Source organism: Streptococcus sp. bf_0095 (assembly GCF_004166885.1).
GTDB lineage: Bacteria > Bacillota > Bacilli > Lactobacillales > Streptococcaceae > Streptococcus.
The window spans coordinates 720266-745777 of record NZ_RCYU01000001.1; the positions used below are offsets into that span (position 1 = coordinate 720266).

Consider the following 25512-nt stretch of genomic DNA (forward strand, 5'->3'; position numbering starts at 1 on the left):
TCTTCCAAGGTGATAACTTTGTTATCAGATTCTTAAAATCAATTAATCTACGTTCACGTATTCTTTAGAAAGTTCAAGAACTTCTTCCATTGTTGAACATTCAGTAAGAGCACGGTTAGCGTATTCTTGCATCTTAGTTGTATCCAATTTCTTCATCAAGCTACGTGTACGAAGGACTGATGTAGCTGACATTGAGAACTCATCCAAGCCCATTCCGACAAGGAGTGGAACAGCTGTTTGGTCACCGGCCATTTCACCACACATACCAGCCCATTTACCTTCAGCGTGAGCTGCCTTGATAACGTTGTTAATCAAGCGAAGGATTGATGGGTTATATGGTTGGTAAAGGTATGATACTTGTTCGTTCATACGGTCAGCAGCCATTGTGTATTGGATCAAGTCGTTTGTACCAATTGAGAAGAAGTCAACTTCTTTGGCAAATTGGTCAGCCAACATTGCTGCTGCTGGGATTTCAATCATGATACCTACTTCGATGTCGTCAGCAACGGCAACACCTTCAGCAACCAATTTCGCTTTTTCTTCTTCAAGAATACCTTTAGCGGTACGGAACTCCGTCAACAAAGCAACCATTGGGAACATGATCCGCAATTTACCGTGAACAGATGCACGAAGCAAGGCACGTAATTGAGTACGGAACATTTGGTTACCAGTTTCAGAGATGGAGATACGCAAAGCACGGTAACCCAAGAATGGGTTCATTTCTTTAGGAAGATCGAAGTAAGGAAGTTCTTTATCCCCGCCGATATCCATCGTACGAACGACAACAGGTTTACCGTTCATACCTTCAAGAACCGCTTTGTATGCTTCGTATTGATCATCTTCAGTTGGGAAGTCTTGAGAGTCCATGTACAAGAATTCAGTACGATAGAGTCCAACTGCTTCTGCACCATTCTCATTCACACCTTCAACGTCTTTAGGTGTACCGATGTTAGCAGCCAACTCGAAGTGTTTCCCATCTGCAGTAACAGTTTTCGCATCTTTCAAAAGAGCCCATTCAGCTTTTTGTTTCGCGTAAGCTTCACCAGCTGATTTGAATTCTGCGATTTGTTCTTCACTTGGGTTGATAACAACTTCACCAGTGATTCCAGATACGGCCAAAACATCACCATCTTTTACAAGATCTGTAATGTTGTTTGTACCAAGAACAGCTGCGATTTCAAGTGTACGCGCCATGATCGCTGAGTGACTTGTACGGCCACCAATGTTTGTAACAAAAGCTTTAACGAACTGTTTGTTCAATTGAGCTGTATCTGATGGGGTCAAGTCATGCGCAACCACAATTGCTTCTTCATTGATGGTCGCAGGGTTTGGCAATTTTTTACCAAGCAAGTTTGCAAGAACACGTTTGGTAACGTCGCGAATATCTGCTGCACGTTCTTGCATGTATGGGTTATCTTCCATTCCTTCAAAGATGGTGATAAACATGTCTGTAACTTCTTTTAAACCAGCCTCAGCATTCACCTTCTTCGTGCGAATTGTTTCCTTGATCTGACCAACCATTTCAGGGTCAGAAAGAACCATCATGTGAGCATCAAATACTTGTGCTGCTTCCTCACCAAGGCTCGCTACTGCATTCTCCCGAATAAGAGAAAGCTCGTTTTGTGAAGCTTCAAGAGCTGCATCCAAACGAGCTTCTTCTGCATTTGTATCTTCAACTGAGATTGTTTCAAATGACAAGTCGGGTTGAACAAGTAGATATGCCTTAGCAACGGCAACACCATCAGATGCTGCAATTCCTTTAAGCATTTCTGTCATGTTTATGCCAATCCTTCTTTTTCCATTGTTTCAGCGATTGCTGCAAGAGCATCATCAGCGTCAGCTCCTTCAGCTGAGATTACAACGTCAGCTCCTTGACCAACACCAAGGCTCATAACACCCATGATTGATTTCAAGTTAACTGATTTACCTTTGTATTCAAGAGTAATATCTGAAGCAAATTTGCTAGCAGTTTGAACCAACAAAGTTGCTGGACGTGCGTGGATACCTGTTTCTGCCACGATGTGGAAATCTTTAGAAGCCATAGTTTGACTCTCCTTTTAAAATTAGTTTTGAGTTATCTGTGATAACCCTTACAATTTGCTATTATATCATCTTCTTCATTATTTTTCAAGATTTTTATCACACACTTACTGAAAATACTTACAGGAAGCACTCAATTTTTCTCTTCTTTTGATCTTCTTTTTTTACTTTCTTCTATTAAATAAATAGAATTGCTTTCACGGACACAGTATATAGAATTTTAGGAAAAAGATAGGAATTCCTTTGACTTAAAAAACCTATATTTTATCACGTTTTCCTCAATTTTCACTAATTCTTACAATACTACATATTGTGGTATCTTCCGGTATAGTTAATTTATGTGCACAATATTTAGTTAAAACTCTTGACAAGGAAAAACCTTTTGTTTATACTAGATACAGATTTATGAATTTAGAGGAGTTAGATCACATTATGGTGACAATTTATTCAAAAAATAATTGCGTTCAATGTAAAATGACCAAACGTTTTTTAGATACCAATCACGTTGAATACCGTGAAATTAATCTAGATGAGCAACCTGAGTTTGTAGACCATGTGAAGAACCTTGGTTTCAATGCTGCGCCAGTTATCCAAACGGCAGATGAAGTCTTCTCTGGCTTCCAACCAGCTAAGCTCAAGAAATTATCTTAACATTATCAAACAGGATTTGATTGGTCTAGGGAATGGATGACTGTAGTCCTTGACTACTGTGTTCCCTGGCCCTTTTACTTGTACAGGGGAGCTTGCCTCCCCTTTGTTTTTGAATTAGAAAAAGGAACATTATGGGATTAAAATCACTTGAAGACGTAACCTACTTCCGTCTTAATAATGAAATCAACCGTCCAGTAAACGGTCAAATCATGCTTCATAAAGATAAAGAAGCTTTGAATGCCTTCTTCAAAGAAAATGTTGTGCCAAATACTATGGCCTTTGATTCAATAACGGATAAAATCAACTACCTTATTGAACACAACTATATCGAAACAGCTTTTATCAAGAAATATCGTCCAGAATTCTTGGAAGAACTTTATCAATTTATCAAAGACCAAAACTTCCAATTCAAGTCCTTCATGGCTGCCTATAAATTCTATAACCAGTATGCGCTGAAAACAAATGATGGAGAATACTATCTCGAAAGCATGGAAGACCGCGTCTTCTTCAATGCTCTCTATTTTGCAGATGGAAATGAAGACATTGCCAAAGACATCGCAAACGAAATCATCCACCAACGCTACCAACCAGCTACTCCTTCTTTCTTAAATGCTGGACGTGCCCGCCGTGGAGAATTGGTTTCCTGTTTCTTGATCCAAGTAACAGATGATATGAATGCGATTGGACGCTCTATCAACTCTGCCCTTCAACTTTCACGTATCGGTGGTGGGGTTGGAATCTCCCTCAGCAACCTTCGTGAAGCTGGAGCACCGATCAAAGGCTATGAAGGAGCTGCTTCTGGGGTCGTTCCTGTTATGAAACTCTTTGAAGATAGCTTCTCTTACTCAAACCAATTGGGTCAACGTCAAGGGGCGGGGGTTGTTTACCTCAACGTCTTCCACCCAGACATCATCGCCTTCCTTTCAACTAAGAAAGAAAATGCCGATGAAAAAGTTCGTGTTAAGACTCTCTCACTTGGTGTCGTCGTACCAGACAAGTTCTATGAGTTGGCTCGTAAGAATGAAGAAATGTATCTCTTCAGCCCATATTCTGTAGAGCGTGAATACGGAGTGCCATTCAACTATATCGACATCACTGAAAAATACGATGAGTTGGTTGCTAATCCAAACATCCGTAAGACAAAAATTAAAGCCCGTGATTTGGAAACAGAAATTTCTAAATTGCAACAAGAATCTGGTTACCCATATGTAGTCAATATTGATACTGCTAACCGCGCCAACCCAGTTGATGGCAAAATCATCATGAGTAACTTGTGTTCAGAGATCCTCCAGGTTCAAGAACCAAGCTTGATCAACGATGCTCAAGAGTTCATTAAAATGGGAACCGACGTCTCATGTAATCTTGGTTCAACCAACGTGGTCAACATGATGACCTCGCCTGACTTTGGTCGTTCTATTCGTGCTATGGTACGTGCCTTGACCTTCGTTACTGATAGTTCTCACATCGTAGCTGTTCCTACGATCGACCATGGAAATAGCCTAGCGCATACCTTTGGTCTTGGTGCTATGGGACTTCATAGCTATCTTGCCCAACAATTGATCGAGTACGGATCACCTGAGTCTGTTGAGTTCACTAGCATCTACTTCATGCTTATGAACTACTGGACCCTCGTGGAATCAAATAACATCGCGCGTGAACGGGGCGTTACCTTCCACAACTTTGAAAAATCAGACTATGCCAACGGTAGCTACTTTGATAAGTACACGACTGGAGAGTTTGTTCCAAAATCAGAGCGTGTCAAAGAACTCTTTAAAGACATCTTCATTCCTAGTGCAGAAGATTGGGCTGAACTTCGTGATAAAGTGAAAGCAGATGGTCTTTACCACCAAAACCGCTTGGCTGTCGCACCAAATGGTTCTATCAGCTACATCAATGACGTATCTGCTTCTATCCACCCAATCACACAACGGATTGAAGAACGCCAAGAGAAGAAAATCGGGAAGATCTACTACCCTGCAGCTGGTTTATCAACAGAAACCATTCCTTACTACACTTCTGCCTACGATATGGATATGCGTAAAGTCATCGATGTCTATGCTGCCGCAACTGAGCACGTAGACCAAGGACTCTCACTGACCCTCTTCATGCGCAGTGATATTCCAAAAGGGCTTTATGAATGGAAAACAGAAAACAAACAAACCACTCGTGACTTGTCTATCCTTCGCAACTACGCCTTTAACAAGGGAATCAAGTCTATCTACTACGTCCGTACCTTTACCGATGATGGTGGAGAAGTTGGCGCAAACCAATGTGAAAGCTGTGTCATCTAAGACACTCTGATCCATTGCTACCAAAAGTCGGTCCGCCGACTTTTTGTGCAGTATTCTAACAATTGTGTTAGAATAACAATGATTGTATGATTGAATGAATTAGAAAAAGAAAGAGATTTCAAATGGAAACTTACTACAAAGCCATTAACTGGAATGCCATCGAGGATGTCATCGATAAATCTACTTGGGAAAAGCTAACCGAACAATTTTGGTTGGATACACGTATTCCTTTGTCAAACGACTTGGACGACTGGAGAAAGCTTTCTAACAAGGAAAAAGACCTTGTTGGTAAAGTTTTTGGAGGTTTAACCCTTCTCGATACCATGCAGTCTGAAACGGGTGTGCAAGCCCTTCGTGCGGATATTCGTACTCCTCATGAAGAAGCTGTCTTTAACAACATCCAATTCATGGAATCTGTCCATGCTAAGTCTTACTCTTCTATCTTTTCTACCTTGAATACCAAGTCAGAAATCGAAGAGATTTTTGAATGGACCAATACCAATCCCTTCCTTCAAAAGAAGGCAGAAATCATCAACGAGATCTACCTCAATGGGACTCCCCTTGAAAAGAAAGTAGCCAGCGTCTTCCTTGAAACCTTCCTCTTCTACTCTGGTTTCTTCACACCGCTCTACTATCTTGGAAACAACAAGTTGGCCAACGTGGCTGAAATCATCAAGTTGATCATTCGGGACGAATCTGTCCACGGGACCTATATCGGCTACAAGTTCCAACTCGGTTTCAATGAATTGCCTGAAGAAGAACAAGAAAAACTCAGAGAGTGGATGTATGACCTGCTCTACACCCTCTATGAAAACGAAGAAGGCTATACAGAGAGCCTCTATGACGGTGTAGGCTGGACAGAGGAAGTCAAGACCTTCCTTCGCTACAATGCTAACAAAGCCCTCATGAACTTGGGACAAGATCCCCTTTTCCCTGACTCAGCGGATGATGTCAACCCAATCGTCATGAACGGGATCTCAACCGGTACATCTAACCACGACTTCTTCTCTCAAGTCGGAAATGGTTACCTTCTCGGTGAAGTAGAAGCCATGCAGGATGACGATTACAACTACGGCCTATAAGACAAAAACCTTTCCAGATGGAAAGGTTTTTTTGTTTTTTCATGCTAAAAATTAGCCTTGCTGCAGAAGAAACTATCTCAAATAAACAAATCAGTCCTTTCCAGATTTGGAAAGGGCTGATTTGGTAGGTATGTTACTCCCCATTCTTCTTTATTGAAGTAAGAAGATAAGGAGAGAAGCGATCAGGTTATTTGCTATATGCAGGGCAATGGCATAACGAATATCTTCCTTAGTCAGATACGCTAAAGCAAAAATTGAACCCATTATAAAGTAAGTTAGAAATTGCCCTAGACTAGACGGAAGATGGAGAAAAGAAAATAAACTAGAAGAAAGAGCAATATAGAGCAAGGTCTGTCCTAGGGTTTCCTGCTTTGAAAATAGATACTTGGCCATTAAGCCTCTAGTTATGAATTCTTCAATAATGGGAGCAATAAAAATAATATAGAAAAAAACGAAGGCAGGAAATAACTCCAAGAAAAACTCAATACTTCTTTGATTATTAGACGATTCACCCGAGACCAAGGCTTGAAGAGCAATAAAGGCAACTAATAATCCAATGGGTAACCATATCGTGGACGTCAGTTTGGTCTTTTTAACCTCAAGTTTCCAACCCTTTTGGTACCATTTCCATAAACCAAAAATATAGAGAGCAGATACCAAAGCGAATATCAAGAGAATGAGAAGCTCGGAACCTCCCTCAATGAGAACATTCAAGCAACTAGCAAGAATCCTCGAAAATAAAATAAAATGAGAGAAGACCACCAAGGCATACAAACCAACATTTTTCCAGATACTGTTCCCCTTCATACAACACTCCTTTTTCCTTTCGATTCCTATTCCAAGTCTATTTTTTAATTCAATTATCTACCTTTGATTATTTATTATGCTGTCAAACTTAGGATTTTTATGAGGGCCTCGGACTGCGCCTTCAAATCGACAATGGAGCAATATCTAAGACACTTCCTTTTCCTATATATTTATTGTAATGTATTTATCAAAAATTACAAGTACTTCTTAAAAAGTTTTTGCAAAGATTTAACAGTTTACCATACAAAAAGACCTACCCGAAGGTAGATCTCCTCTTTATTACAATTTACCCGCCACGGCATCCAACAATTCTTGGATCTTGGCTTGGTTGCTTCCTCCTGCCATGGCCATGTCTGGTTTTCCACCACCACGTCCATCAACGATTGGAGCTAATTCTTTAACCAAGTTACCTGCGTGGATGTCTTTGTTCTTGCTTGCTACGAGAAGATTGACCTTGTCACCGATTGCTGCGACCAGAACAAGGACGTCAGAGTAATCTTTTTGTTTCCAGTTATCCGCAAAGGTACGAAGGGCACCTGCATCTGATACAGAAACTTGGCTGGCAATGTAACGGTGTCCGTTTGCTTCTTGAACATTCTTGAAGACATCGCCTGCTGCCGCTGCTGCTGCTTTTTCCTTCAATTCTGCATTTTCTTTTTGCAATTGACGGAGTTGCTCTTGAAGTCCTTCCACCTTATGAGGGACTTCCTTGAGTTGAGGTGCTTTCAAGGTTGCTGCGACTGCTTTCAGAGCATCTTCTTGTTCACGGTAAGCTTCAAAGGCTTCCTTACCAGTCACTGCCAAGATACGACGAGTTCCTGATCCAATACCTTCTTCTTTAACAATCTTGAAGAGTCCGATTTCAGAAGTATTGCCTACGTGGGTACCACCACAGAGCTCCACTGAGTAGTCTCCGATAGTGACAACTCGGACTTCCTTACCGTATTTCTCACCAAAGAGGGCCATAGCTCCCATTTCTTTAGCGGTGTCAATGTCTGTCTCAACAGTTTCCACTGCGATGGCTTCCCAAATCTTCTCATTGACTTGTTGCTCAATAGCACGCAACTCTTCTGGAGTCACAGCTTGGAAGTGAGTGAAGTCAAAACGTAGGAATTCCACTTCATTAAGTGATCCTGCTTGAGTGGCATGGTGGCCAAGGATATTGTGAAGAGCTGCATGGAGCAAGTGAGTGGCTGTGTGGTTCTTCATGACACGGTGACGACGATTGCTATCGATAGCCAAGGTGTATTCTTGGTTCAAAGCAAGTGGCGCAAGAACTTCAACAGTATGAAGTGGTTGTCCATTTGGTGCTTTTTGAACATCTGTCACTGTCGCTACGACGTTTCCTGCAGCATCCAAAATTTGACCATGGTCCGCAACTTGTCCACCCATTTCAGCATAGAATGGAGTTTCTGCAAAGATCAGTGATGCAGTCCCTTCAGAAACAGCTTCTACTTCTGCATTGTCCGCTACGATAGCCACCAACTTAGAAGACAATTGGCTAGCATTGTAGTTAAAGACACTTTCTACAGTGATGTTTTGAAGGGTTTCGTTTTGCATACCCATAGATCCGCCTTTGACAGCAGATGCACGCGCACGCTCTTGTTGTTCCTTCATGGCTACTTCAAAACCTTCACGGTCTACAGTCATACCAGCTTCTTCAGCGATTTCTTCTGTCAACTCTACTGGGAATCCGTATGTATCATAGAGTTTAAAGACATCTTGACCAGCAATGACAGATTGTCCTTTTTCTTTCAAGTCTGCTACGATGCCTTGGGCAAAGTGTTGACCTGAGTGAAGGGTACGAGCAAATGACTCTTCTTCGCTCTTGACAATTTTCTCAATAAAGTCACGTTTTTCAAGTACTTCTGGGTAGTAGCTTTCCATGATTTTTCCAACAGTTGGAACAAGTTTATAAAGGAAAGGCTCATTGATACCCAATTTTTGACCATGCATAGAGGCACGACGAAGGAGACGACGGAGGACATAACCACGACCTTCATTTCCAGGAAGAGCACCATCACCAATCGCGAATGAAAGCGAACGGATGTGGTCAGCGATGACCTTAAAGCTCATGTTGTCGCCATCTTGGTCGTAAACCTTACCAGATAATTTCTCAACTTCACGGATGATAGGCATGAAGAGGTCAGTTTCAAAGTTTGTCTTAGCCCCTTGGATAACCGCCACCAAACGCTCCAAACCAGCGCCCGTATCAATGTTCTTGTGTGGCAATTCCTTGTACTCGCTACGAGGAACAGCGGGGTCCGCGTTAAATTGTGACAAGACAATGTTCCAGATTTCGATGTAACGGTCGTTTTCGATATCTTCTGCAAGAAGGCGAATACCGATGTTTTCTGGGTCAAATGCTTCTCCACGGTCAAAGAAGATTTCTGTATCTGGTCCAGAAGGTCCAGCACCGATTTCCCAGAAGTTGTCTTCGATTGGGATCAAGTGACTTGGGTCCACGCCCACTTCGATCCAGCGGTTGTATGAATCTGTATCAGCTGGATAGTAGGTCATGTAGAGTTTGTCTTTAGGGAAGTCAAACCACTCCGGACTTGTCAAGAGTTCATAAGCCCAGGTAATGGCTTCGTCACGGAAGTAATCCCCGATGGAGAAGTTCCCCAGCATTTCAAACATAGTATGGTGACGAGCAGTCTTCCCTACGTTTTCGATATCGTTGGTACGGATGGCTTTTTGCGCATTGGTAATCCGTGGGTTTTCAGGGATGATAGTCCCATCAAAGTATTTTTTAAGGGTTGCGACCCCTGAGTTGATCCACAATAGGGTTGGATCGTTTACTGGAACCAAGCTAACAGATGGTTCTACTGAGTGACCTTTGGTCGCCCAGAAATCAAGCCACATTTGGCGGACTTGTGCACTAGATAATTGTTTCATGTTTTCTCCTCTATTTATTGTTTTCTATTGATTGGCTTAGGAGCCATTTTCCATCATTTCTACATAGTCAATGGCAAGACACAAGGAAATCACCAGATTGGCATATTCCTCTTCATAGACGGATACCTGATAAGTCGACGTCAAGGTAAAGACTTGCTTGCTAATCTCTGCAACCAGCTGGTCGCGATCATCCAATAACTTGAAATCCAAATCCCAGATATTGCCTTCGATGCGTAGTCCTAGGTTAGAAATGTCATATTTATCACGGAGTAAGGTCAGTTTTTTACGGATGAAAAAACTGGAGCCATCTGCCAATTCTACAGTGAATTGGGGTAAGAGGCTAAAAGGCTTCTTCGTGATATGGCTGACCTTCTGGCCTTCCACATCAAATACCGTAAAGGTCTTGGGAATTTTCAAAAATGAACCTTCTACCTGGTATTCTACCATTCCCAGATCATTTTTGATGTCAAAGCGTTCCCCTCCAAGTCGAAACTTTTGTTTCACCAGATACGTTTTCATCAGTTTCCTCCTGCAAATCCATATGAAAACCTTTCTCTTATTAGAAAGGGTCTCCGGTAGAAATGCTGAAAAAAAGACAAGCTCACTAACGAAGGGCGAAAAACCGCGGTACCACCTTCATTCAATGAACTTGTCATTCTTCATTCGATTATGTAATTGTTCTATTGAGTAGCAAAATCATTCCTCTTCCATGGCTCGCACCCCCGCCACTTCTCTGAATCTGATTCTAAATGATTTATTCTCAACTATCTCATTATACAGATAAATACAATGCTCGTCAACTAATATCCTTATTTAGAAGATGAGCTATCTTCTGTTGTTGCACCAATATTTTGCATGTATTGGTTGAAGGTTGCCTTGAAGGCATCATCTTTGACCTTGATATTGGCATTTGTCATTGCTTTGGCAATGATGCTACGGATAAAGTTGGCATCATTTTTACGTTCTGCCGTCAGAATTTCTTTCAAGCGTTTTTCGTATTTCTTCCAGTCAGATCCTTTTTCTTCCTTCTTAGTTACTTTAACGATATAGTAGGCACCAGCGCTTTTTTGACTAGCAGGATCAATAACGACATCTGAAATACCATTTACATCAAGCTTAGATGCTGCTTCCTTAACACGGGTTGGAACAGTTGTTGTTCCAGAGTCAAATTTGATTTCTCCACCCTTTTCTTTGGTGCTAGCATCTGTAGAATTTTCTTTGGCAATTTGTGCAAAGTCAGCGCCTTCAGCTTTTACACTTGCAAGAACTTCATTCGCTTTTTCTTCTGAATCCAATTTTATCACATTTGCAGTGATTTCTGGTGTATAGCTTTCAAAGGCTTTTTTATAAGCTTCGTCTGTCAACTCTTTTGAAATAGCTTGGTCAACCGCATACTCTAACAAAAGGTTACTACGGATTTGTTGTTTGTTGGTTTCTTCTGTCAACCCTTGTTGAGTGAGGTAGCTATTGAAGGCTTCACCCAATTGTTTTTTCTGCTCATCAACTTTTTTCTCAACATCTTTGTCTGAGACTTTTGAGCCGTATTCTTTTTCAAAGACTTTATTAATGGTCATTTGGAACAGGTATTGTTGTGCACCTTGGTTGTGTTTGATTTCATCATAGAAATCACCAACAGTGATCGTGTCACCCTTCATAGTGACGATATCCTTGTCACTACCTCCTTTTGCACAGGCTGCTAGCGTTACAACTGATAAAAGGGTAACTGCTCCAGCTACAAATTTTTTCTTCATGTTTATTTCTCCATTCTAAAATTCACTGCTTCTATTTTACCACAAATTCAAAAGGATAACTTAAATAAGACTAAAAGCTACTCTTCTGTCGGCAAGGAAATTTCTTCCTCGTTTTTACGGATCATGAGAATGCCATCACCGAGCGGAATCAGACTAGCCGTCAAGCCAGGATGGTCCAAAGTGGCGTCAAAGAGACGTTGCAAGCCTCGATAGATGGTGCGCTGTCCACGACGGACTTCCATAATATCACGTGCTACATCTCCCCCTTGGAAGATATCGTCTAAAATCACCACTCCCCCAACTTCCAACCGTTTGAGAACTTCTGGAAGAAAGACGATGTACTTGGACTTAGCCGAATCCATAAAAATCAAGTCAAAGCGTTGCTCGATATGTTCTAGCAGGTCCACCGCATCCCCTTCTAAGAGGGTGATTTGGTTGCGCTGGTCAAAACGAGCAAAGTTTTCCTTGGCAAAACCAATCATTTCCTCGTTGCGATCAATGGTTGTAATCCTTGCATCAGGCACTTGCTCTGCCATCAAGAGGGCCGAAAAGCCGATCGCCGTCCCAATTTCTAAGATCGACTTGGGTTGCATGGTCTGCAAAAAGAGACGAAAGAAAGCGACCGTTTCATGAGGGATGATGGGAATATTTTCCCGCCGAGCAAATTCTTCTAGCTCTTTTAAAGCATCCGTTACCGGCGCTTGGCGCTCCCGCATGAAGGAGACAATTTCTTCCTTGACAACTGGGCGGCGCATATTGTGGTTGGCATTTTTACTGTAAGACTCTACCATCTTAGGCCAATCCTAATTTTTCAACGAGAGCCTCAAATTCATTAAGACGACGTTCAAAGACTTCAAAGGCAGCATTGAGGTAGTCTTCTTTTTCCATATCAACACCCGCCTTGCGGATCACGTTGAGTGGGTAATCCGAATTTCCGGCCTTCAAATACTCTAGGTATTTGTCCTTATCTTCTTGTGTTCCATGAACGATTTTCTCAGCCAAGGCAGAAGCTGCTGCAAAACCGGTTGAATATTGGAAAACATAGTAGTTATAGTAGAAATGAGGAATACGAGCCCATTCGTATTGGATTTCTGGATTGTCTTCTTTAGAAAGACCATAGTATTTCTCATTCAAGTCCGCATACAGTTCATTTAAGAATTCGCTGGTCAAGACTTGTCCTTCTTGGTCGGCCTTGTGAATCGCATGTTCAAACTCAGCAAACTGGGTTTGACGGAAGACCGTACCACGGAAACCATCCAAGAAGTGGTTGAGAATAGCAAAACGGGTTTCATCATCTTCTACTTCTGCCAACAATTGCTCAGTCAAGATATTTTCATTGGTTGTGGAAGCAATCTCAGCAAGGAAGATAGAATAATCCCCATAGACATAAGGCTGAGTCTCACGAGTATAGCTAGAGTGCATACTGTGGCCTGTCTCATGCACCAAGGTGAAGAGATTGTCCAGTGTATCTTGCCAGTTCAACAACATAAAGGCATTGGTATCGTATGAACCACCTGAATAAGCCCCTGAGCGTTTCCCTTGGTTGACATGCACGTCGATCCAACGTTCGGTGAAGGCGCGCTTCACGCGGGATAGGTAGTCATCTCCAAGCACCGCCAAAGCCTGCTCAGACTTAGCAAGGGCTTCTTCGTAAGTGAACTTGTAGTCAGTAGAAGACAATGGCGTGTAGACATCATACATCTTCAAATCTTCAATTCCCAAGATTTTTGAGCGCAACTTCACGTAGCGTTGCAAGAGTGGCAAATGCTTGTTCACCGCTTCTACCAAACTGTCATAGACGCTCTCTGGGATAAAGTTAGCAGAAAGAGCTGCTTCACGCGCGCTTGAGAATTTGCGAACCTTAGCATTGTAATTGTGGACCTTGACGTTGGTCTGAAGGGTCTTGGCATAAGTATGTTGGTACTGTTCGTAGACACCATACAAGGCTTGGTAAGCTTCCTTACGGACTTGGCGATCCTTCGACTCTACCAAAGAGATATAGTTTCCATGGCTCAACTGTACTTCTTGGCCTTGGTCATCTTTCACCATTGGGAAGACGATGTCGGCATTGTCCAGAATCTCAAAGGTTTCACCCGCAGCAGCAAAGATTTCACCCGCTCCTGCTAGCAATTCTTCTTCTTTTTGAGAAAGAACGTGCTCTTTGGTTTTGAGCAATTTGTCAAAGTAATGAGCATAAGCTTCTAAGGCAGGGACTTTTTTCAAGAAGTTGGCATATTGCTCTTCGGTGATCTCCATAAATTCTGGTTCGTAGAAGGCAAAAGTCTCCCCTAAAAGGCTGTAAAGGGACATGGCTTTTGATTGGAATTCTTGGTATTTGGCTACGCGCGTATCCTGATCATTCTTCATATGGGCGTAGACATAGACCTTCTCCAAACGACGGCTCAAGTCCAAATAAACTTCTGTTGTTTCTAATAGGTTGGCTGGAGAAGACAATAAAGAGCCTGCAAAATGGGCAGCATCTTTAATCGCTGCAGCTAAAGCAGTTGCTTCTTCTTCCCAAGCTTGGTCTGTCGCAAAAATGGTTGACAAATCCCATTGGTATTTTTCATCAATTTCATTTCGTTGTTTTACCATTACAAAAATCCTCCAATGTTTCTATTTTAACACATATATTACCATTTGGGGGTATTTGATTCACGGAAATTTAAGCTTTCCCATTCTGATAAAAACGAGGGGAATAAAGAGTCTGCGTCGCTTTCATTCCAGTTGAACGATAGTAGGTCATAAAGTCCTGGTAATAGCTTCGCCAATCTCCCCTAATCTGGATAAAATGGGAAGACTTCAGTGGCCGACAAAGGGGATAAAAGGCTTCCAAGTCCAACTCCAGAAGATGCTTTCCTTTCAGATAGACTTGTTCCTGAAGGGCCATCCATTTAGGATGGCGGTAATACAGCTGTTGACGAAGATAGTCCTTAAACTGTCTGTCTAGAGGGACTGTCATTTGTTGCAAGTTTTGTTGGGCATAAGGGGTCCGCAAAACTTCTAACAGATTCCCTCCATAAAAAGGAAAATGTTGAGTCCGATAATGAAGACGCCCTCGTAAGTCTTGATGAATGAGATAGTGGAGTCGAACTTCCTGCTTCTCAAGGTCCAACTCCCAGAGATGAAAGCCTCTATTTTGACTAAAATAGACAAAACCTTCTTGCAGAGCTGATAGACTTTTCTTGAGCCATAAGTTCTTCCCTAACAACCAATAGACCTGATAGCCATGCTTGTGATAGGCATCGCTCCGTTCTTTTAAACGCTCCATAGACAAGGAACTACATTGCACTTCTAAGGCAATCTTTTGATCCGGAAAGAGAACATCCGCAATCTGTTGGAAAGCCTGCAGAGGACTTTCTACTTCAGCTTGGGTGTTTTGCTTGGCCCATTGATAAATCCCCAATTTTAATTCTAGATGTTCGGGACTCTCCGTCTCATGATGAAAGGGACAAGCCTCTAGGCTAACGTGAGCAAAATGAGGACGTATCACAGGTCCTCTCTTTAAGCGGACTTCCTTTCCACACAGGAGACAGAAAAAAGGGCCCTCCTTTTTCATCGGGATCTTCTCCAAACAATTCCAACGCTGCTGTTTTGCATCTTTCGCAATAAACATGTCATCACCTCCACTTATATAATTCGTAACCGAAGACGCTTATACAGTAGAGAAAGAAAAAAAGGAGCCAAGCTCCTTGTTGAATGCAGACAAACTATTATTTTTTTATAAAACAGCTGGATGATTTTCAAAAAATGACTTTCATTTTTTAGTCATTTAAGAAGATGAAAAACTTTCCGCCGTGAGAAAAGTGCCTGAAACAACTGTGTTTCAGGCACTCGGGAGTTTTGAGACCTTAGGCTCAAAACTAAGTCATGGAACTTCGTAGAAGTTCGCTGACGTCCGTACTCACCTAAGGAAAGTTTCTAAAATTACTTTATCTTCAATCTGAAAGGAGCCAAGCTCCTTGTTTAGATATAATCGTTCTTACATGCAAAGCGACTGCTCATCCATCCTAGACGAGACGTTTAAAAACATCCCTCGCTTATTGATCTGGCTCACTCAAATTCTCGTCTGATGCCGGATTTGGAGTTTCCGATGATGGAGCGGTCCCATTTTCAGATGCTTCAGCTTGTTTTCGAGCCGTTTCGAATTTTTCAACAATGGTTGCACGTGTAGCTTCCGGAACTTCGGTATCTTCGGACCCTATCGTATCCATGGATTCATTAAAGCGGGCCTTGCTCGTTTCCATTTTCTCTTTCAAATCTTTCAGATAGGTCTCATAGGTCTCTTTAGCTGAGCCCGTCAGTGATGCTCCTGCTTCCTCTGAATGAGCAACGGTTCGGTCCATCATCAAAGCATAGAGCGCTTTAAAGTCTCCAACAGTTCTAGCATTTTCAAGTTCCTCATCTGTATACAAGACAAAAGGAGACTCTGAGGATCCTTTTAAGCTAGTCACTTTCTTGCCCTGAGAAGTGGTTGTAGACTTGCTTGTCCCCTGAACTGACTTGTCACTGGACGAGGTCCCTTCTTGATTCGAGCAGGCTACTAGCCCAATCACTCCCAGTAAAGCAACTATCGATAACAATATTTTTTTCATTCAATCTCTCCTTTTTTACCTTCCACTACCATTTTAGCATCAAGCTAGGTTGCCGTCAATTCATGTATTTTCCCTGAGACTTTCTAAAAAAGACCAGAGATCAGTTGATCTCCGGTCTATCGATTTATTTGGATGAGGCTCACCTCTCCCTTATCTCCAGATACTTAAAGGTTGATTCACTGTTGGAATCCTAGAAAATATCGGCATCATGTGGACAAGTTCTCCTGTCTCTACAACTTCTCCAACATGAGGTATAAGAGAGGATACCCTAAGGGAAGAGGGAGATTCTTGCAAGTAGAAAATCCCTCCACTCGTCTCCTCCTTTTGGCTTTTAACCAAAAAGTCCAATGCTAGCCATCTATTTATTCATCTGAATCGCTGTCTTCATCGTCTGAATCATGGTCCACTGGTGACTCTGATGAATCTTTGGCAGAGTCGCGAGCATCCTTCAACTGTTCAATAAAGGTTTCACGAAACTCTTTTGGAACTTCCGCATTATCATCTCCATATTGCTCAACCGCTTTGTTAAATGCTTCCTTAGATTTTGCAAGAGTCTCCTTAAGAGAATCTGCCGTTTGAGCAAATGTCTCTTTGGCACTTTCAGGAAGAGATTCCATTGATTCAGTCATCAGGCGATTGGATTCATCCAAGATTTTTGCGAAACACTTTTTAAAATCACCAACTGTTTTTAACTTCTCAAGCTCTTCATCTGATGGGAATATATCACTAGTTGTTTGAGAGCTAGTATTAGAAGAAGTCTTTTCTGCCTTAGATGAGCTAGAAGACTTGCTTGTTACCTTTTCTGTCTTCTCAGTAGATGAAGAAGCTTCGGTTTTTACTTCTTGCTTACCTGAACAAGCTGCAAGCGAAGCAGCTGCCAACAAGGCTGTAGTAGATAAAATCAATTTTTTCATTCGATTACTCCTTTAATATTGATTCGAGACCATTGTATCATCAAATAATTTGACAGTCAAATCAATCACTAACTGATGATAGATTGTGAAATCAAATCCGAAAATGTAGGAGAACAACTGCTCTAGCACTGCTTCTCTCCTCCCAAGAAGCAGCGGTTCCTTTTGTTCACTACAAAAAAAGATTTCCGTATTTGGAAATCTTCGAATGTAGAGAAACTATTTTTTACTTAAGATAGTCGGATGATTATCAAAGAATGACTTATATTTTTTAGGCATTTAAGAAGGACAAAAACTTTCCGCTGTGAGAAAAGTGCTAGAAACACTCTTGTTTCTAGCACTCGGGAGTTTTGGAGCCTTAGATCCAAAACTAAGTCATGGAACTTCTTCGAAGTTCGCTGACGTCCGTACTCACCTAAGGAAAGTTTCTAGGAATACTATTTCTTTAATTTAAGATTTCCAAATCTGGAAATCTTTTTATTTTCTCTTATATCTGATGTTAAAGAAAACTCTTAAGAAAATAAAGGGAAGGAAGCAACAGAGCCACATTGGATCCCAGCCTTTTTGACGACTACTCGTGGTCTTCTGGTGAGGCGCTTCTACTGCGCTTACAGCCTGCGTTTGCTGAATGGACGGAGAAACAGTTTGCAAGCCATTGGCAATTTGTAGCTGGCCATTTTGAACACTAATCTCTGGATTGGTCCCTCTTTTCACTGTAGCATAGAAGGGTTTGTCTAAGTGATAGGTTTGCCCCTGAATCGTGTGATCCCCTGCAGGCAGCACCTCTTTGTACTCATAATCCTGATAGAGTCTTTCAATCAGGGCATTTCCAATGACGTGGCGCAGGCTCTCTGCAATTTCCACATCGTAATGCCCAACTCCCATAATGACTTGAACAAATCGCTGATTTCCGCGATTAACCGTCAAGGTGTAATTATAATCTGCTGTCGGACTAGAGCCGGTTTTTAGGCCATCCGCTCCCTTTAGAGAATACCTTCCACCTTCCAAGGAATAATTGTAATTTTCATGGGTTTCTTCATAATCTGTCCCTTGGAAGAGTGTTATCTTGGCATTTTTAGTATAGTTGAGAATTTCAGGGAACTCATTAACTATGTGATAGGCCAAAATAGACATATCTCTTGCTGTTGTTTGGTTAATGGCATGTTGATCATAGCGGGTCGTATTATAGTAGCCATCTAAGACTGCAGTTGGGGCACCATTAGGATTGTTCCACTTGGTATTGGTCATTCCAATTTCCTGGGCCCGCTGGTTCATCAAATCCAAGAATTTATCTGGATCTCCTCCAGACACCTTATTGGCAATCATGATGGTAGCAGCACTGGATGAAGGAACAAAAATCATATTTAGGAGGGTAGATACCTTGTATTGAGCACCCGCCACAATGGGACTATTGCTCAACTTCTGATTTTGAGAAATGATCACATCCGTATCCGTCGCTGTAATCAGGGTATCATAATCCAGCTGCCCTTCTTTAATAGCTCTCAGAAGCACGTAGACGGACATCAATTTAGCCATACTACCGGAGTCACGAGGAGCATCAATATTATCTCCGTAAAGAATAGCTCCTGTATGAGCATCAACGACAATATCAGCCTTGGGACGGAAAAATTCATCCACCGAAGTCCCTGATTTTTCTGTGATCGACATGATATCTTCTTGTTGATAAAGATCATCCGCCTTTGCTAGCATTGGGAAAGACAGGCAAGCAAGGGAAAGTGTCGCAAATAAGGCACGTTTAAACTTCATTCTCTCTCATTTCTTTCATAAACATCATCGTTCTCCATTATAGCATAAGTCCTTCTATTCACAAACTCTATTTCCTAAACTTTTTACTCCTTCGTGTTCCCAAAGAGACCTGGAGATTTTCCTTTTGGCATCTTTAAAAAGAGACTTAGTAGAAGGACGAGGACCAGGACAGCCACCAAGAAGTAACTCATCATTGAAAATCCTCCGTGATCCACAAAGAAAGCTGCTAGCGGTTGCAATAAAATGGTACCAAGGTAGCGAACTCCCTGCATGAGAGCCATGGCTAAGACTAGATCTTTCTTATCCACCTGTTGAGAGATAAAACGTAAAGAGACCATGATCAACACCATCCCCGTCGTATGCTTGGCCAAAAGAGTGACCAGCACTTTTAAGAAGACAGGACTCGGAAGAGCATAGATGAAATACTGGAGCAGGAGAATCCCCACAGGAAGCAAAACCAGCAGACGCAAGGGCCAATGGTCCATAAAACGGTCCGAGAAAAAGATAAGAGGCGCTTCAACAACGACAGATATCGCCACAACCGTAGATGCGATTTGGACAGGGAGCCCACTATCCATCAAGAGAGCTGGAATATAGGTATGGCCAATATTGCCCACGCCCGACACAAGCCCCATCAAAAGTAAGAAAAAGAGATAGGGACCATTGTGGAGCAAAGGACGGATCGATACAGCTTCTTTCTGTACCCGACTGGTCTTGTCGATACGAATAGCTCCTAAAGTGAGGAAACTAAGAAGGATAGTTACCAAAACACAATAGTATACAGACTGGGGGCTAAGATGAGCATAGAGCCAACCAGCTAGTTGCGCTCCAGCCGCATACCCTAGTGTCCCCCAAACGCGGATTTTTCCAAAAGCATAGGAACTCTGGGTAGCGAAAACCTCCATCATGGGAGCCGTCCCATTTAGACACAGCAAAACCAAGCCATAAAAAATCGTCAACCAAAAGTAGTTAGGGGCCCAGATGAAGCCAGCCACTCCTGCCATGAGGACTCCCAAGCTCAAAGTGGTGATTTTAACAATGCCAAATCGTTCATTGATATAACCAAATAAGGGCTGGGTAAGCATGGATAGGAAAAAGGCCATTGATACCAAATGAGAGACTTGACTGGCTGAATACTGCTGGCCGATAAGATAGACAGAGATTAGAGTCGTAAAGAGAGCAGTCGACATGAAGTAAAAACTATATAAAAATAAATAAGCAGGATAGGAATTTCGAAATGCTTTCATTAGTTTCCTTTCAAATTTAAATATAAGAGGCAATGACAAAACCCAACTGGATTTCAGTTGAGTTTTGATTATTTATTTTTTGTATCGATCCTGAGCCTTGAGCGCACGTTCTTTACGATGGGCTCTTTCTAAATACAGAATCATAGCGAGAATGAAAATTGGAATCAGAATGACCAGGCTTTCAAGAGGAAAATGGAAGGATTTCCCTGTAGTTGAAGCCGTAGTACTTTGAGTATCCGATTGATTCACGGCTCCTTCTTTGACTGGAAGTCCATCAGAAATCTTTTCTGATAGGGTCATCAAGCCTGAATCCGCCTCTACTTGTCCATCTTTAACAACTAGCTTTGGATCCTCTTCGCCTTTTTTGACCGTGGCATAGAAAGGTTGATCTAGGGTGTAGGTCTTTCCATCAATCGTCTGAACACCCTTGTCCAATAATTTCTTATAACGATAATCTGCAAAAGCTTTTTCGATCAAGGCATTGCCAAATGGATGTCGATAGTATTCGCCATCCTGGTCAGACCAATCACCAACTCCCATGACTACGGAGATAATTCGTTGTTCTCCTCGTTTAGCAGTTGCGATATAGTTGAAGGCACCGCGAGGACTCGAGCCTGTCTTCAGACCATCTACTCCTTCAAGAGCATATCTAGCTCCTGGCAAGGAATAGTTATAGGTATCAAAGGTCTCCTCATAAGGAGTTCCTTGTTTGACGGTCACCTTAGCCTGATTGGTATAGCTAAGGATATCAGGATATTCTTTCACGAAATGATAGACGAGAATCGCCAAGTCTCTTGCAGTCGTCTGGTTAGCAACATCATTTGGATAGTTATAACTGGTATATAAACCTCGGAAGGTTGAAATGGCCGCACCACTAGGATTGTTCCAAATGGTATTGGTCATCCCCAACTCCTTGGACTTTTCATTCATCCGCTGAATAAAGGCATCCGCATCGTGGTTAGAAAGGAGATTGGCCAACATAATCGTGGCCACATTGGAGGATGGAACCGCGGTCATGGTAATCAATTCAGAGACCGTATAGTCTACGCCTGCAACGATGTTATTGTTGGAAATCTCATAGATTTTTGACATGGATTGATCCGCAGCTGTTGCAGTGACAACCGTATCTTTGGTAATCTTCCCCTCTTTCATGGATTCGAAAAGCAGATACAACGTCATGAGCTTACTCATACTTGCAGGATCCCGCACTTCATCAATATTGTCTTTCCATAAAACATCCCCGGTATTCGCGTCGATAACGAGGGAAGACCTTGGTCGGTTATAGGCCTGCACATGATCATTGGGATACATTTTTTGCGCCATATCCACTAACTCATCAGCCACGATCGACAAAGGTCGGAACAGAGATAAGACGATGATTCCTAAAACGAGCAACTTCTTTTTCAAAATATATTTTCCTCAAATATAGAATTTTATCTTATTGTACCATACTTCAATCTATAAAAAAACCTATCTTTCAGGATATTTTAGATAGGTCTCTCTGTTTCAACTGGTTACAGTAGGCTCAAGGCTGCTTGGTCTGCAATAATCACGACATCTGGATGACCTTGAAGGGCACTCGCAGGTAAACTCTCTGTTTTTGGACCATTGACCATTCCAGCAATCGCTTCTGCTTTCGATTCACCATATGCAAAGAGAATGATGGACTTGGCAGCGAGAATATTTGCAATTCCCATTGAAATGGCTTGAGTTGGCACATCTTCAATTTTTTCAAAGAAGCGAGAGTTGGCTTCAATCGTTGATTGATCCAAATGGACCAAATGCGTTTGGCTGTCAAACGGGGTTCCAGGTTCGTTAAATCCAATATGCCCGTTGCGACCAATCCCTAGAATTTGCAGATCTACTGGGTTTTGGGCCAAGATTTCATTGTAATGAGCTGTTTCTTCTTCTGCAGTATCTTCATTTCCTTTCGGAAGATAGCTGACTTTAAAAGGTTTCTCATTGAATAAATTTTCCTGCATAAAATAACGATAAGATTGAGGATCTTCTCCCGTCAAACCGACATACTCATCCAAGTTGACACTGACCATGTCTGAGAAATCCAAGTCACTTTCTCGAATCAATTTATAAAATTCAAGTGGACTACTTCCAGTCGCAAGCCCCAGCGTTTTCGCACCTTGTTCTAACTTTTCTTTTAACAGGTCAAAAGCAACCTGCCCTCCTTCAATTTGATTGGCTACTTCAATAACTTTCATGATTAAACCTCCACTTATTTCTTATATTCATTATATGGTATAGACCAATTTTTGTCAAGCGCTTTCTTCATACGAAAGAAGGATTTTTTACCTTCATCCCTTTAAAATTCGCCTAGTGATTTCCTTTGTTTCACTCTTATTTCATGATATAATGGGGAAGGTTAAATGTAAGAAATAGAAGAATTTAGAAACAAGGAGAGACCATGAATACAAACGACTTTGATTTCCACCTCCCCGAGGAGTTAATTGCGCAAACTCCTCTAGAAAAGCGCGATGCCTCAAAACTACTGATCCTCAATCGTCAAACAGGTCAGATGGAAGATCAGCATTTTGATGCCATTATCAATGAATTAGAACCAGGGGATGCTTTGGTGATGAACAATACCCGTGTCCTTCCTGCCCGTCTCCATGGGGTCAAACCGGATACAGGGGGACATGTGGAGCTTCTCCTCTTAAAAAATATCGAGGGCGATCAATGGGAGGTTCTTGCCAAACCTGCCAAACGTCTCAAAGAGGGTGGGGTCGTTAGCTTTGGTGATGGACGTCTCCAAGCAACTCTGATCAAGAAGTTAGAACACGGAGGATGTATCGTAGAGTTTTCTTACCAAGGGATTTTCCTTGAAGTCTTGGAAAGTCTAGGGGAAATGCCCCTACCACCTTACATCCATGAAAAATTAGAAGATCAGGAACGTTACCAGACAGTCTATGCCAAAGAAAATGGATCCGCCGCTGCTCCTACTGCTGGCCTCCATTTCACACCCGAGCTCTTACAAAAAATTGAAGACAAAGGCGTTCACTTGGTTTATCTAACCCTCCATGTCGGACTTGGGACCTTCCGTCCTGTATCTGTCGACGATCTCGACCAACATGAGATGCATTCCGAGTTTTATCAACTCTCTGAAGAGGCTGCCCAAACCCTTCGGCAAGTTAAAGCGAGCGGTCACCGCATCGTAGCTGTTGGAACCACTTCTATCCGAACCTTAGAAACAATTGGGAACAAGTTTAATGGGGAGTTACAAGCCGACTCTGGTTGGACCAATATCTTTATCAAACCAGGCTATCAGTGGCAGGTTGTCGATGCCTTTTCAACCAACTTCCACTTACCAAAATCAACCTTAGTCATGCTCGTTTCTGCCTTCGCAGGTCGAGAACTCACTCTGGATGCTTATCAGCACGCTATCGACCAAGGCTACCGTTTCTTCAGCTTTGGAGATGCTATGTTTATCAAATAAGGAGAGCCCCTTATGAATAAGATTGAAAGTCGCCACCGTCTGATCCGGTCCATTATTTCAGAAAAGAAAATTCGAACCCAACAGGAATTACAGGACAGCCTGGAAGCTAACGGCATCATCGTGACCCAGTCAACTCTATCAAGAGATGTCAAATCCTTGAATCTAGTAAAAATTAACGAAGGGGATACCTCTTACTATGCTATCAATAGCATTGCCCCATCTCGCTGGGAAAATCGACTGCGTTTTTATATGGAGGATGCCCTCGTCATGCTTCGTCCCGTCCAAAACCAAGTGGTGGTGAAAACTCTCCCTGGACTGGCTCAGTCTTTCGGTGCTATCCTAGACGCCCTGGAATTACCACAAATTGTCGCAACCGTCTGCGGAGATGACGTCTGTCTCATCATCTGTGAAGACAATCAAGGTGCCTTGGACTGCTTTGAAAAATTGAAAGAATTTACTCCTCCCTTCTTCTTTAGCAAATAAAAGAAAGAGAGTGGGACAGAAATCGGTAATTCGTTAGAATTCGATTTCGTCGTCCCACCTCCGCACAGTTGAGTAGGGCTGTAAAAGCTGATGAAATCAGCGTAGTAAAGCCCACTCAACCACTGCGTCTTGCTCAACAATCCAAAAATAATTGAGAGGCTAGGACTTTTGTCCCAGCCTCTTTTTTCTAATCTCTATCAGGCTTCCTTGGCTGCTAATCGTCGAATGGTCTCTGCATAGATTTCCATTGCACGATATAAATCATCCAGTTTAGCTCGTTCATTCGCCTGGTGCTCTGTTTGGAGAGCATCAGGGAAGAGGGCCCCATAAGCCACACAATTTTCCATGGTTCGCGCAAAGGTCGCTCCCCCTGAGGACATAGCTGGGGTCTGATCCCCCGTTTCCTCTTGGTAGACCGCCATCAGAGTACTCACCAATGGACTGTCTAGTGGGACGTATAGTGGAGCTACATAATCAAACTCTTCATACTGAAGTTGATAGCTAGCTGCCACCTCACTTAAACGTTTTACCAAGGCCTCCTTATCCGCTAAGACAGGGATCCGAATATCAATCCCGATTTCAGATTGCTGTTCATCAATGGAGAGGGTTGCAATATTGAAGGAAAGAGCACCACTTGGTTCATCTTTGATTTCATCAAAGAGAGCTGCTCCTGTCGCATCTTCCCCAACGGCATCTGCGATAAAGAGAAGGGCTGGATGAGGCTGGATCAAGGAAAGACTTTCAGCTAAGCCTACAATGGCATTGACACCCTCAGCCGAATCCTTGGAGTGTTTAGATAGACCAAGAACGGTTACTGCTCCTGCTTCTTCTGAATACTTCACACCACTTTGCTCGATGACTGGTAAGAGTTCCTCTAAGCGGTCACCCTTATAAGTTGCCTTATCTGGCACCACATTGAGGGCACGACCAGCTTGTAAGGGACGATCCTCCCATCCTGGTCCATGGAGCTTCACTTGAAGCAAGCCTTTTTCAGCATAGGTTAATGGGAAGGACGAATCTGGAGCAAATCCAAGATCTGCTTTTTCTTCTATCTGATTGTAGCGGTTCATACAGCGCCAGAGAGTTTCCTCGTCCGTACCAAATATAAAGCGGATCCGTTTGGTAAAGACAACTCCTTGGTCAAGCAGACTCTTAACTGCGTAAAGCGCCGCAAGCGATGGTCCCTTATCATCTTGCACTCCACGTCCAATCAACCATCCATCTTTCAGAGTCGCCTCAAAAGGTGGCGTCTGCCAATCTTCTAAATCACCGGCTGGAACAACATCCAAGTGACAAAGAACGGCCAGGAGTTCTTCCCCCTGACCGATCTCTGCATATCCATAGTATCCTTCAGGATCTAGATAGGTTTGAAAGCCCATTTCTTGAGCAATTTCTAACGTTTTCTCAAGGACATCTTGGATAGCTTGTCCAAACGGTGTTCCATTTTCGCCTTCGTTTAAAACCGAAGGATAAGAAATGATGGTTTGAAGAGAGGTTAAAAACTGCTCTTTTACATCGTCCTTTATTCTATTTTTCATGAA

The 25512-nt window shown here is 42.4% G+C and carries 21 protein-coding genes; 5 read left to right on the forward strand and 16 right to left on the reverse strand.

Features of this window, described 5'->3' with window-relative positions:
- Positions 1-42: 42 nt before the first annotated feature.
- A complete protein-coding gene (ptsP, locus tag EAI95_RS03670; protein WP_120702149.1) occupies positions 43-1776 on the reverse strand; it encodes a phosphoenolpyruvate--protein phosphotransferase in 1734 nt (577 codons plus the stop codon).
- Positions 1777-1778: 2 nt separating this feature from the next.
- On the reverse strand, positions 1779-2042 hold the full coding sequence (locus EAI95_RS03675; RefSeq protein ID WP_006596636.1) for a phosphocarrier protein HPr: 264 nt from the start codon (positions 2040-2042) through the stop codon (positions 1779-1781).
- A 430-nt stretch (positions 2043-2472) separates the two neighbouring features.
- Here EAI95_RS03675 and nrdH point away from each other — a divergent pair, with 430 nt between their 5' ends.
- The 3 genes from nrdH (at position 2473) to nrdF (ending at position 6064) form a co-directional block, all read left to right on the forward strand.
- Positions 2473-2691 (forward strand): glutaredoxin-like protein NrdH, encoded by a 219-nt coding sequence (nrdH, locus tag EAI95_RS03680; protein ID WP_006596951.1) that lies wholly within the window; start codon positions 2473-2475, stop codon positions 2689-2691.
- 131 nt (positions 2692-2822) lie between these two features.
- Entirely contained in the window at positions 2823-4982 is a 2160-nt protein-coding gene (gene nrdE / locus EAI95_RS03685; RefSeq protein WP_129822223.1) for a class 1b ribonucleoside-diphosphate reductase subunit alpha, read from the forward strand.
- 122 nt (positions 4983-5104) lie between these two features.
- Positions 5105-6064 (forward strand): class 1b ribonucleoside-diphosphate reductase subunit beta, encoded by a 960-nt coding sequence (gene nrdF / locus EAI95_RS03690; protein WP_129822224.1) that lies wholly within the window; start codon positions 5105-5107, stop codon positions 6062-6064.
- 150 nt (positions 6065-6214) lie between these two features.
- On the opposite strand, the gene EAI95_RS03695 is transcribed toward nrdF, so the two are convergent.
- The 13 genes from EAI95_RS03695 to EAI95_RS03755 form a co-directional block, all read right to left on the reverse strand.
- Positions 6215-6871: a type II CAAX endopeptidase family protein gene (locus EAI95_RS03695; RefSeq protein WP_129822225.1), complete on the reverse strand. Its 657-nt coding sequence runs from the start codon at positions 6869-6871 to the stop codon at positions 6215-6217.
- Positions 6872-7150: 279 nt separating this feature from the next.
- Positions 7151-9769, reverse strand: coding sequence for an alanine--tRNA ligase (gene alaS, locus EAI95_RS03700; protein ID WP_129822226.1), 2619 nt, complete (start codon positions 9767-9769; stop codon positions 7151-7153).
- Between the two features lie 36 nt (positions 9770-9805).
- Positions 9806-10288: an LURP-one-related family protein gene (locus EAI95_RS03705; protein ID WP_125374277.1), complete on the reverse strand. Its 483-nt coding sequence runs from the start codon at positions 10286-10288 to the stop codon at positions 9806-9808.
- Positions 10289-10578: 290 nt separating this feature from the next.
- The gene (locus EAI95_RS03710) at positions 10579-11520 is read right to left on the reverse strand and encodes a peptidylprolyl isomerase (protein ID WP_129822227.1); all 942 of its coding nucleotides are present in this window, start codon (positions 11518-11520) and stop codon (positions 10579-10581) included.
- 77 nt (positions 11521-11597) lie between these two features.
- On the reverse strand, positions 11598-12311 hold the full coding sequence (locus EAI95_RS03715; protein WP_023026613.1) for an O-methyltransferase: 714 nt from the start codon (positions 12309-12311) through the stop codon (positions 11598-11600).
- A 1-nt stretch (position 12312) separates the two neighbouring features.
- Positions 12313-14115 (reverse strand): oligoendopeptidase F, encoded by a 1803-nt coding sequence (pepF, locus tag EAI95_RS03720; RefSeq protein WP_129822228.1) that lies wholly within the window; start codon positions 14113-14115, stop codon positions 12313-12315.
- 70 nt (positions 14116-14185) lie between these two features.
- Positions 14186-15136, reverse strand: a complete 951-nt coding sequence (locus EAI95_RS03725) for a competence protein CoiA family protein (RefSeq protein WP_129822229.1) — start codon at positions 15134-15136, stop codon at positions 14186-14188.
- A gap of 424 nt (positions 15137-15560) precedes the next feature.
- Positions 15561-16115: a hypothetical protein gene (locus tag EAI95_RS03730; RefSeq protein WP_129822230.1), complete on the reverse strand. Its 555-nt coding sequence runs from the start codon at positions 16113-16115 to the stop codon at positions 15561-15563.
- A 362-nt stretch (positions 16116-16477) separates the two neighbouring features.
- The gene (locus EAI95_RS03735) at positions 16478-17029 is read right to left on the reverse strand and encodes a hypothetical protein (RefSeq protein ID WP_129822231.1); all 552 of its coding nucleotides are present in this window, start codon (positions 17027-17029) and stop codon (positions 16478-16480) included.
- Positions 17030-17503: 474 nt separating this feature from the next.
- Positions 17504-18793 carry a DUF1958 domain-containing protein gene (locus EAI95_RS03740; RefSeq protein WP_129822232.1) on the reverse strand — a complete coding sequence of 430 codons (1290 nt, stop codon included), beginning with the start codon at positions 18791-18793 and terminating at the stop codon, positions 17504-17506.
- A gap of 83 nt (positions 18794-18876) precedes the next feature.
- Positions 18877-20040 carry an MFS transporter gene (locus tag EAI95_RS03745; protein ID WP_129822233.1) on the reverse strand — a complete coding sequence of 388 codons (1164 nt, stop codon included), beginning with the start codon at positions 20038-20040 and terminating at the stop codon, positions 18877-18879.
- 72 nt (positions 20041-20112) lie between these two features.
- Positions 20113-21447, reverse strand: a complete 1335-nt coding sequence (locus tag EAI95_RS03750; protein ID WP_129822234.1) for a DUF1958 domain-containing protein — start codon at positions 21445-21447, stop codon at positions 20113-20115.
- A 107-nt stretch (positions 21448-21554) separates the two neighbouring features.
- Positions 21555-22256: a glucosamine-6-phosphate deaminase gene (locus EAI95_RS03755; RefSeq protein WP_129822235.1), complete on the reverse strand. Its 702-nt coding sequence runs from the start codon at positions 22254-22256 to the stop codon at positions 21555-21557.
- 203 nt (positions 22257-22459) lie between these two features.
- On the opposite strand from EAI95_RS03755, the gene queA reads away from it, so the two are divergent.
- Together queA and EAI95_RS03765 are read left to right on the forward strand one after the other, a co-directional pair.
- A complete protein-coding gene (queA, locus tag EAI95_RS03760; protein ID WP_048689224.1) occupies positions 22460-23488 on the forward strand; it encodes a tRNA preQ1(34) S-adenosylmethionine ribosyltransferase-isomerase QueA in 1029 nt (342 codons plus the stop codon).
- Between the two features lie 12 nt (positions 23489-23500).
- Positions 23501-23971 carry an arginine repressor gene (locus EAI95_RS03765; RefSeq protein WP_006596653.1) on the forward strand — a complete coding sequence of 157 codons (471 nt, stop codon included), beginning with the start codon at positions 23501-23503 and terminating at the stop codon, positions 23969-23971.
- Positions 23972-24168: 197 nt separating this feature from the next.
- Here the strand turns inward: EAI95_RS03765 and EAI95_RS03775 are convergent, their stop codons facing one another.
- Positions 24169-25509: a dipeptidase gene (locus EAI95_RS03775; protein ID WP_129822236.1), complete on the reverse strand. Its 1341-nt coding sequence runs from the start codon at positions 25507-25509 to the stop codon at positions 24169-24171.
- Positions 25510-25512: the final 3 nt, after the last annotated feature.

Coding starts and splice junctions, on each gene's coding strand:
- EAI95_RS03715 (WP_023026613.1), bottom strand. CDS start 12,311: ATGGTAGAGTCTTACAGTAAAAATGCCAACCACAATATGCGCCGCCCA.
- nrdH (WP_006596951.1), top strand. CDS start 2,473: ATGGTGACAATTTATTCAAAAAATAATTGCGTTCAATGTAAAATGACC.
- EAI95_RS03735 (WP_129822231.1), bottom strand. CDS start 17,029: ATGAAAAAATTGATTTTATCTACTACAGCCTTGTTGGCAGCTGCTTCG.
- queA (WP_048689224.1), top strand. CDS start 22,460: ATGAATACAAACGACTTTGATTTCCACCTCCCCGAGGAGTTAATTGCG.
- EAI95_RS03775 (WP_129822236.1), bottom strand. CDS start 25,509: ATGAAAAATAGAATAAAGGACGATGTAAAAGAGCAGTTTTTAACCTCT.
- EAI95_RS03725 (WP_129822229.1), bottom strand. CDS start 15,136: ATGTTTATTGCGAAAGATGCAAAACAGCAGCGTTGGAATTGTTTGGAG.
- EAI95_RS03740 (WP_129822232.1), bottom strand. CDS start 18,793: ATGAAGTTTAAACGTGCCTTATTTGCGACACTTTCCCTTGCTTGCCTG.
- EAI95_RS03705 (WP_125374277.1), bottom strand. CDS start 10,288: ATGAAAACGTATCTGGTGAAACAAAAGTTTCGACTTGGAGGGGAACGC.
- nrdF (WP_129822224.1), top strand. CDS start 5,105: ATGGAAACTTACTACAAAGCCATTAACTGGAATGCCATCGAGGATGTC.
- EAI95_RS03755 (WP_129822235.1), bottom strand. CDS start 22,256: ATGAAAGTTATTGAAGTAGCCAATCAAATTGAAGGAGGGCAGGTTGCT.
- EAI95_RS03695 (WP_129822225.1), bottom strand. CDS start 6,871: ATGAAGGGGAACAGTATCTGGAAAAATGTTGGTTTGTATGCCTTGGTG.
- ptsP (WP_120702149.1), bottom strand. CDS start 1,776: ATGACAGAAATGCTTAAAGGAATTGCAGCATCTGATGGTGTTGCCGTT.
- nrdE (WP_129822223.1), top strand. CDS start 2,823: ATGGGATTAAAATCACTTGAAGACGTAACCTACTTCCGTCTTAATAAT.
- EAI95_RS03745 (WP_129822233.1), bottom strand. CDS start 20,040: ATGAAAGCATTTCGAAATTCCTATCCTGCTTATTTATTTTTATATAGT.
- EAI95_RS03710 (WP_129822227.1), bottom strand. CDS start 11,520: ATGAAGAAAAAATTTGTAGCTGGAGCAGTTACCCTTTTATCAGTTGTA.
- EAI95_RS03765 (WP_006596653.1), top strand. CDS start 23,501: ATGAATAAGATTGAAAGTCGCCACCGTCTGATCCGGTCCATTATTTCA.
- alaS (WP_129822226.1), bottom strand. CDS start 9,769: ATGAAACAATTATCTAGTGCACAAGTCCGCCAAATGTGGCTTGATTTC.
- EAI95_RS03730 (WP_129822230.1), bottom strand. CDS start 16,115: ATGAAAAAAATATTGTTATCGATAGTTGCTTTACTGGGAGTGATTGGG.
- pepF (WP_129822228.1), bottom strand. CDS start 14,115: ATGGTAAAACAACGAAATGAAATTGATGAAAAATACCAATGGGATTTG.
- EAI95_RS03675 (WP_006596636.1), bottom strand. CDS start 2,042: ATGGCTTCTAAAGATTTCCACATCGTGGCAGAAACAGGTATCCACGCA.